This window comes from Mesorhizobium sp. M7A.F.Ca.CA.002.05.1.1 (genome assembly GCF_003998335.1).
GTDB lineage: Bacteria > Pseudomonadota > Alphaproteobacteria > Rhizobiales > Rhizobiaceae > Mesorhizobium.
On record NZ_RZQI01000241.1, the window covers coordinates 1 to 7,235 of the forward strand.

The window sequence follows — 7,235 nt, forward strand, 5'->3', positions numbered from 1 at the left end:
TGCCGCGACGAGGCGACTGCCTGGCAATTGGGAATCGGCGGTGGGACCGCTGAAAGCGATCGCGCACACGGCGCCGTCGCGGGCAACGACAGCCGCCCATTCGTTAGTCTCAAAGCCTCCGTTGGCAGGTCCGCCGCTCGCTTTCACATTGGCCTTGAGGACAGCGAGCAGCTTATCGTGGTGGGCCGGGCAGGGCGCCTGTGCCATGGCTTGGCCCTGTGGGGACAGGCCACCCGCCAACACCAGGCCAAAGGCAGATAAGAAAAGCTGACAGCGGTACATTGTCCTGCCCATTGGTTCGAGCATCAAAGAATCATGGAGCACTCTGTCAGACTGGAGAATGCGAGAAAGAATCCGTGATCCAATGCCGTCGATGTCTAACTTGGGCGATGCAGGTATGTTCCTGCTTTTGGAAAAAATGCACAGTTCCCGTCCGGTGAATGGCAAGGTTGCCGTCTGTCCCGCCGGCTGCCGGCTCATCGCACCTAGTAAGCACTTGGCATTATCGGAGAAGCGGAGCGGTTGCGGGACCATACGGACGATCCACCCGGCAATGAGGGGTTAGCGTAGTCCGGAGTGCTTCGTAGTGGTTTTTCGCAGAAAAACCAACGGTTTGCGGTTCATCTCATTCACAATCGGACCCACATTATCAACTGAAGTCTTCGATTGCCTAAGTCGCTGATTTCTTTGGCCTCGTGCAAATCTGGGTGTAAGGGCAGCAGATCCATCTGACGGTGCTTTGACGGTAATTTTCGTACGCGACTCAACGTTCGAGAAAAGAACCGTCACCCAGTGCTCATGACAATACCTAGACACATATGGTCGTTGTCTTGTTCAGATGGTATCGATAACATGTCCTTCGCGTGGAGTTTGATTCCAAGGGGTGGCTCATGATCGATGCAGGACGCCGCAGAGACCTTGTGACCGAACGTCTAGCGCTTCCCTTGGGCAGGCCTCAGCCGGCCGGTGGAGCGGCATGATGGCCAAGGCTGCCTCATCTAGGCCCCTCGAAAGCCATGCGCCAACTATGGTTGACGTGGCGCTGCGGGCAGGTGTGTCCACCATGACCGTTTCACGCGCCCTGAAAGAGGGCAGCCGGGTTTCCAAGGCGACGCGGGAAAAGATCATGGCTGCGGTCAACGAGCTTGGTTACGTGCTCGACCAGTCAGCCGGTACCCTGTCCTCGCGCAAGACTGGATTTGTTGCTGCAATGGTTCCATCGCTCAACAATTCCAACTTCGCCGACACGGCGCGCGGTATTACGGATGAACTGGAGAGCACGGGACTCCAGCTTCTTCTCGGCTACACCGACTACACGGTCGAGAAGGAGGAAAAGCTGATCGAAGCGATGCTCCGCCGACGGCCGGAAGGCATCATAATGACTGGAGGAGCCCATACGGAGCGCGCCCGCCGCCTTCTTGATAACGCGGGCATCCCGGTAGTCGAAACCTGGGAGTTGCCGTCGAAACCCATCGATCAGGTGGTCGGGTTCTCCAACGAAGAGGCGATGGGGCTTCTCGTCAAAACGCTGGCCAGGAAAGGCTATCGAAAATTCGGCTACATCGGTGGCACGACCTCGCGCGACACGCGCGGCAGCCAGCGGCGCGAAGGCTTTGTCCGAGCCATCGAGGAACTCGGCCTGCCGACCGGCCGGCTTGTCTCCTTCGGCGTGCCACCGATCTCCATCGAACAAGGTGGCCAGGCGGTTGTGAGCATGCTGGAACGCTGGCCGGACACCGAGGCCGTGCTCTGCGTTTCCGATCTCTCGGCCTTTGGCGCGCTGATGGAATGCAAGCGTCGTGGAATGCGGGTCCCGCAGGACATCGCCATTGCCGGCTTTGGCGACTATGAGGTTGCCGCCTTCTGCCATCCCGGCATCACAACCGTGAACGTGGACTGCTATGGCATCGGACAACAAGCTGCCCGCAGGCTTATCCAGATCATCCGCGGCGGCGAAAAGAAGCACGAACAGGAAATCATCCTGACCGGGTATCGCGTCGTCGAGCGCGAAAGCACCTGAACTCCTTCAGCAAATTCCAAAACAGTAAAGGCATAGCGATGTTTCGAAAGACCATCAGCCTCACGCATGACGGCGCGTTGAAAGCCGTGGCTGCCGGAGCCGCACGCGCCGTCACGATAGGGGTGCCGCAATGTCTTGTGGTTGTCGATGCAAGCGGCGAGACCATCGCCAGCCTGCGTATGGACGGCGCACGGTTCCTGAGCCTGCACACGGCGCGGGCAAAGGCGCGCACGGCGGCGTCGATCAACGCCGCCACCGGCGGCATGGCGCCCGAAGCAGCAACCTTGGCTGGGATCGCCTCACAGGGCGGCGTGACCAATTTGCCTGGCGGCCTGCCGATCCGCTTCGATGGCCGCCTGGCGGGCGCCATCGGTGTCGGTTCGGGAACCGGCGAGCAGGATTTCGACGTGGCACGCGCCGCGCTGGCGGCGATCGGCGCCGACGCGATTTAAAGGCGATGTGTTGATGCGCTTCCAGCGCATCCGAAGGATCTTCAGAACGCGATCTGGACCTTCATCGACCTGTTGCGGTCACCAGCGATCTCGAAAGCGGTAACCGCCTCGTCGAGCGGATAGATGCCTGATAGCAGCGGTTTGACATCCACCCGGCGGTGGTTGATCAGGTCGACGGCGAGCGCGAATTCCTCGTGAAAACGGAAGCTGCCGCGCATCTCGATCTCTTTGGCGACGATCAGGTTCTGCGGGAGAGACACGTCGCCGCCAAGGCCGAGCTGCATCAGCACGCCGCGCGGCTTCAGCACGTCGAGTCCGGCCCGTGCCGCGCGCTCGTTGCCGGAGCATTCGAACATCACGTCGAAACTGCCCTTTTCGATGTTATAGGCAGCGAGCTTGTCGGCGTCGGTGGCGACATTGATGGTGCGGTCAGCGCCGATCTCCCGAGCCTTTTCCAGCACGGCATCCATGACGTCGGTGACGATGATTTCGCGCGCGCCGTGGGCTCTGGCTGCCAGGATGCAAAGCGCGCCGATCGGCCCGCAGCCGGTGACCAGAACGCGTTTGCCGAGCAGCGAGCCGGCGCGGTTCAGGGCATGCAGCGTAACCGCAAAAGGCTCGGCGAAAGCGGCCTCGTTGATGGAGATATGGTCGGCGATTTTATGACATTGCCACGCCTCCGCGATCAGGCGCTGGCGGAACGCCCCTTGTATATGGGGCATCGGCATGGCGCTGCCATAGAAGCGCATGTTGAGGCATTGGTTCTGCATGCCTTGCAGGCAGTAGCGGCAGGCGTTGCAGGGTCGGCTGGGCGAGATCGCGACGCGGTCGCCGACAGCGAGTGTGGAAACGCCGCCGCCGATGACCTTTACTGTGCCGGCAACCTCGTGGCCGAGGATCATCGGTTCGCGCAGGCGAATCGCGCCGAAGCCGCCATGGTTATAGTAGTGCAGGTCCGAGCCGCAGATGCCGCCGGCTTCGACCGCGATCTCGACCTGTCCGGCGCCGGGGGAGCCCGGATCGGTCTCCTCTATCCGCAGGTCTTTTATCGCGTGGATGACGATCGACTTCATGATGGAATCTCTTTCTCAAACGACCGGTGTCAGCAAGGTCTGTCCGCCGAAATGGGCCGCGAGATTGTCGCGAACGAGCTGACCCATTGCCTTGCGGGTCTCCACCGTGCCGCTGGCGTGGTGCGGTTGCAGCACGACATTGGAAAGCTTCAGGAAGCGATCGTCGATCGTTGGCTCGTTCCAGAACACGTCAAGGCCGGCGCCCTTTATGGCACTGGATTCCAGGGCCGCGAGCAACGCGGTCTCGTCAACCGTGCTGCCGCGCGAAATATTTATGACGATGCCGTCAGGCCCGAGTGCAGCCAGAACATCCGCATCGATGATGTGCTTCGTGCTGTCGCCGCCAGCGAGCGTCACAATCATGAATTCACTCTGTCGCGCCAGTTCGACCAGATCGCCAACGAATGCGTAGGGCAAGTCATCGCGCTTACGCACGTCGAAATAGGCGACAGCGCAGTCGAAGGCTGCGGCGCGCCTGGCCACCGCCGCGCCGACGCGGCCCATGCCGACAATGCCCAGCCTTTTCCCGCAAACGCGCGTCACCAGCGGCATGTTGGCCTTGCGCCAGCTGCCATCGCGGACGTAGGCGTCGGCCTGCGGGATCTTGCGCGCCACTGCCAGCAGCAGCCCGATGCCGATATCGGCCACGTCCTCGGTCAGCACGTCAGGCGTGTTGGTGACGCGGATGCCGTTTGCCCTGGCGTAAGCAAGGTCGATGGCGTCGGTGCCGACGCCATAGCAGGAGACGATTTCAAGCTTCGGCAGTTTCGCCATCAGCGCCGCACTTGCCCCAAGCTCGCCGCGCGTTGCGATGGCACGAATCGCGCCAGCTCGGCTTGCGATAAGCGCGTCCTTGTCCTCCGCCTGCCAGAGCTTGTGAACGCGATATCTCGCCTCGAGGTCTTCCATGTCCCAATCCGGATAGGGGCCGGTCATCAATATATCGGTCATGGCGTCGTCTCCTCAGCAAGTTCATTTTTCCCATTGACTATGTTATCGATAACATTCATGTCAATAGGCACTGGCGGCGGCGCGGTGGAAATCATATCCGCTTCAGGGGACAGTCCTCAGGAGGAGCGCATGAGCAGTTCGTTGTTCGATTTGACCGGCATGCGGGCGCTGGTCACCGGCTCGGGTCAGGGGATCGGCCTGGCGCTGGCAGAGGGGCTGGCGCAGCACGGCGCCGAAATCGTGCTGAACGGGCGCAACGCTGAAAAAGTCGCGGCCGCTGCCGATGCGCTGGTGGCCCGGGGATACAAGGCTCGCGTGGCGGTCTTCGACGTGACCGATCACGCTGCGGTCGTCAAAGGCGTCGCCGAGATCGAGGCGACGATCGGCGCCATCGACATTTTGATCAACAATGCCGGCATGCAGTTTCGTATGCCGCTCGAGGACTTCCCTGCGGACAAATGGGACGAGCTGCTGCGCACCAACATCTCCAGCGTGTTTTTCGTCGGGCAGGCGGTGGCGCGGTACATGATTGCGCGCAAGTGCGGCAAGATCATCAACATCGCCTCGGTACAAAGCGAGTTGGCCCGCACGAACATCGCGCCCTATACCGCCACGAAGGGAGCGGTGCGCAATCTGACGCGCGGCATGTGCGCCGACTGGGCCAAGCATGGCCTGCAGATCAATTCCATCGCGCCGGGCTATTTCAAGACGCCGCTCAACCAGGCGCTGGTCGACAATCCCGAATTTTCGACATGGCTGACCAACCGAACGCCGGCCGGACGCTGGGGCGATGTCGGCGAACTGATCGGCGCGGCAGTCTTCCTGGCCGGACCGGCCTCATCCTTTGTCAACGGACACACGCTCTATGTCGATGGCGGCATCACGACCTGTCTTTGAGCCCGCACTCATCGTCGTGATGGGTGTCAGCGGCTGCGGCAAGACCAGAATCGGAGTCGAGATTGCGGAGCGGCTCGGCCTCCCCTTCATCGAAGGCGACACGCTGCATCCGCCCGGCAATGTCGAAAAGATGTCGGCCGGCATCCCGCTCGCCGATGACGATCGCTGGCCGTGGCTGGATCTGGTGGGTGCAGCCTTGCGCCAGGCGAACGAGGAGGGCCGTGGGCTTGTCGTAAGCTGCTCAGCGCTGAAGGAATCCTACCGTGATCGGCTTCGCCATGCGGTGGGCGGGTCGGCGGTTTTCATATTCTTGGAGGGGTCGCGCGCGCTGCTGCAAGCCAGACTCGCCGAGCGTGGCGGCCATTTCTTTCCGCCGGCGCTGCTCGATAGCCAATTCGCTGCGCTGGAAAATCCGGATGGTGAGAAGCTAGTGGTCACCGTGGATATCAACGCTCCGGTCTACAGCATAGTCGACGCGGCTTTGGAGGGGCTGGGCACTCTCAGTGTCGCACCCGCTGCCGGGACAAAGAGAGAGGCACGTTGACATGACAGAAGCAGCACAAATCGCCGTTGTCGGCGCCGGCATCATGGGATCGGCGATTGCCACCCGCCTGATCGAGACCAAGCAGACCGTCACGATGTTCGATCTGGACAAGGCCAAGGTTGCCGCCCTGACCGCGAAGGGTGCGGCAGCCGCCGCGTCTGTCGCCGAGGCGACACACGCCAGCAGCTTCGTCATCCTCAGCCTCAACCATGCCGATATCGTGCGTTCGGTGGTGTTTGGCGACGGCGGTGTCGCGGCTGCGGCGTCGTCCGAAAAGCTGCTGATCGACATGTCGTCGATCGACCCGGCCGACACCGCTGAGATGGCGAAGAAGCTCTTTGCCGAGACCGGCATGAAATGGCTCGACTGTCCGCTGTCGGGCGGCGTTCCCGGTGCGCTCGCCGGCCGGCTGACCGTCATGGCGGGCGGCGAGGCGGCAGACTTCGAACACGCGCGCACGGTGATGCGGCATCTCTGCGCCAACTACACGCTGATGGGGCCGAGCGGGGCAGGGCAGACAACCAAGCTGATCAACCAGCTTTTCTGCGCGGTGCTGTTCCAGGCCGTCGCCGAAGCGGTGAAACTCGCCGAAGCCGGCGGCGTCGATCCCAAGGCCATCCCGGCGGCGCTGAAGGGCGGCAGGGCCGATTCCAGCATCATGCAGGAGTTCATGGCAAAGTTTGCCGCTCGCGATTTTTCAGCCACCGGACGCATCGACAACATGCTGAAGGACCTCGATTCGCTGCAGGCCTTTGCGCTGAAGACCAAGACGCCGATGCCGATGACCGGGCAGGTGGTCGAGATCCATCGCCTGCTCTGCGCGGCCGGGCTGGGGTCTAAGGATTCGGCTGAAATGATGCGCCTGCTCGACGGCAAGACCAGCTGAGCGGCGAGCCCTGGACTTTGTCGCTTGACGCTCAGAAATGTTATCGATAACATCATTTGGCGATCTTGGGAGGAACGCTTGTGTCTGAGGAAAAATTGATCGAATTCAAGTCGATTACCAAGGAGTTCGGCGGCACCCGCGCGCTCTCCGACGTGTCGCTCGATCTGCACAAGGGCGAGATCCTGGCACTGCTCGGCGAGAACGGCGCCGGTAAGTCGACGCTGATCAAGACGCTTGCCGGCATCTACCGTCCCGATGGCGGCAGCATCCTGTTTCGCGGCGAGCCTTATCATCATCGCCCGCCGCGGCCGAACCAGCGCCAATCCGTCGCCTTCATTCACCAGGATCTCGGCCTGATCGAGTGGATGACGGTCGGCGAAAATGTCGGCCTCGCGCAGGGATTTTCGCTGCG

At 61.7% G+C, this 7,235-nt stretch carries 8 protein-coding genes and 1 pseudogene; 6 read left to right on the forward strand and 3 right to left on the reverse strand.

Annotated features, from left to right (window positions below; all coding sequences use genetic code 11):
- A pseudogene (locus tag EN939_RS39090) lies at positions 1 to 534 on the reverse strand (hypothetical protein); the annotation flags it as partial.
- Between the two features lie 493 nt (positions 535 to 1,027).
- Here EN939_RS39090 and EN939_RS14460 point away from each other — a divergent pair.
- Complete coding sequence (locus EN939_RS14460; RefSeq protein ID WP_245465010.1) at positions 1,028 to 2,020, forward strand: LacI family DNA-binding transcriptional regulator; 993 nt, start codon at positions 1,028 to 1,030, stop codon at positions 2,018 to 2,020.
- A 38-nt stretch (positions 2,021 to 2,058) separates the two neighbouring features.
- Positions 2,059 to 2,472: a GlcG/HbpS family heme-binding protein gene (locus EN939_RS14465; protein WP_268931180.1), complete on the forward strand. Its 414-nt coding sequence runs from the start codon at positions 2,059 to 2,061 to the stop codon at positions 2,470 to 2,472.
- A gap of 41 nt (positions 2,473 to 2,513) precedes the next feature.
- Here the strand turns inward: EN939_RS14465 and EN939_RS14470 are convergent, their stop codons facing one another.
- Together EN939_RS14470 and EN939_RS14475 are read right to left on the reverse strand one after the other, a co-directional pair.
- The gene (locus tag EN939_RS14470) at positions 2,514 to 3,545 is read right to left on the reverse strand and encodes an L-idonate 5-dehydrogenase (protein WP_127268548.1); all 1,032 of its coding nucleotides are present in this window, start codon (positions 3,543 to 3,545) and stop codon (positions 2,514 to 2,516) included.
- Positions 3,546 to 3,560: 15 nt separating this feature from the next.
- On the reverse strand, positions 3,561 to 4,496 hold the full coding sequence (locus tag EN939_RS14475; protein ID WP_127268549.1) for a 2-hydroxyacid dehydrogenase: 936 nt from the start codon (positions 4,494 to 4,496) through the stop codon (positions 3,561 to 3,563).
- A 129-nt stretch (positions 4,497 to 4,625) separates the two neighbouring features.
- Between EN939_RS14475 and EN939_RS14480 the strand changes: the two genes are divergently transcribed.
- The 4 genes from EN939_RS14480 to EN939_RS14495 form a co-directional block, all read left to right on the forward strand.
- Entirely contained in the window at positions 4,626 to 5,393 is a 768-nt protein-coding gene (locus EN939_RS14480) for an SDR family oxidoreductase (RefSeq protein ID WP_127268550.1), read from the forward strand.
- A complete protein-coding gene (locus EN939_RS14485) occupies positions 5,362 to 5,937 on the forward strand; it encodes a gluconokinase (RefSeq protein WP_236383252.1) in 576 nt (191 codons plus the stop codon). The genes EN939_RS14480 and EN939_RS14485 overlap by 32 nt, the downstream gene beginning before the upstream one ends.
- Position 5,938: 1 nt before the next feature.
- Positions 5,939 to 6,823, forward strand: coding sequence for an NAD(P)-dependent oxidoreductase (locus tag EN939_RS14490; RefSeq protein WP_127268551.1), 885 nt, complete (start codon positions 5,939 to 5,941; stop codon positions 6,821 to 6,823).
- 80 nt (positions 6,824 to 6,903) lie between these two features.
- Positions 6,904 to 7,235: ATP-binding cassette domain-containing protein (locus tag EN939_RS14495; RefSeq protein ID WP_164750994.1), on the forward strand; the 332-nt coding region annotated here is incomplete at its 3' end.

Excerpts from the sequence above, each read along its gene's own strand:
- EN939_RS14465 (WP_268931180.1), top strand. The coding sequence starts at position 2,059 with ATGTTTCGAAAGACCATCAGCCTCACGCATGACGGCGCGTTGAAAGCC.
- EN939_RS14470 (WP_127268548.1), bottom strand. The coding sequence starts at position 3,545 with ATGAAGTCGATCGTCATCCACGCGATAAAAGACCTGCGGATAGAGGAG.
- EN939_RS14460 (WP_245465010.1), top strand. The coding sequence starts at position 1,028 with ATGGTTGACGTGGCGCTGCGGGCAGGTGTGTCCACCATGACCGTTTCA.
- EN939_RS14475 (WP_127268549.1), bottom strand. The coding sequence starts at position 4,496 with ATGACCGATATATTGATGACCGGCCCCTATCCGGATTGGGACATGGAA.
- EN939_RS14485 (WP_236383252.1), top strand. The coding sequence starts at position 5,362 with ATGTCGATGGCGGCATCACGACCTGTCTTTGAGCCCGCACTCATCGTC.
- EN939_RS14490 (WP_127268551.1), top strand. The coding sequence starts at position 5,939 with ATGACAGAAGCAGCACAAATCGCCGTTGTCGGCGCCGGCATCATGGGA.
- EN939_RS14480 (WP_127268550.1), top strand. The coding sequence starts at position 4,626 with ATGAGCAGTTCGTTGTTCGATTTGACCGGCATGCGGGCGCTGGTCACC.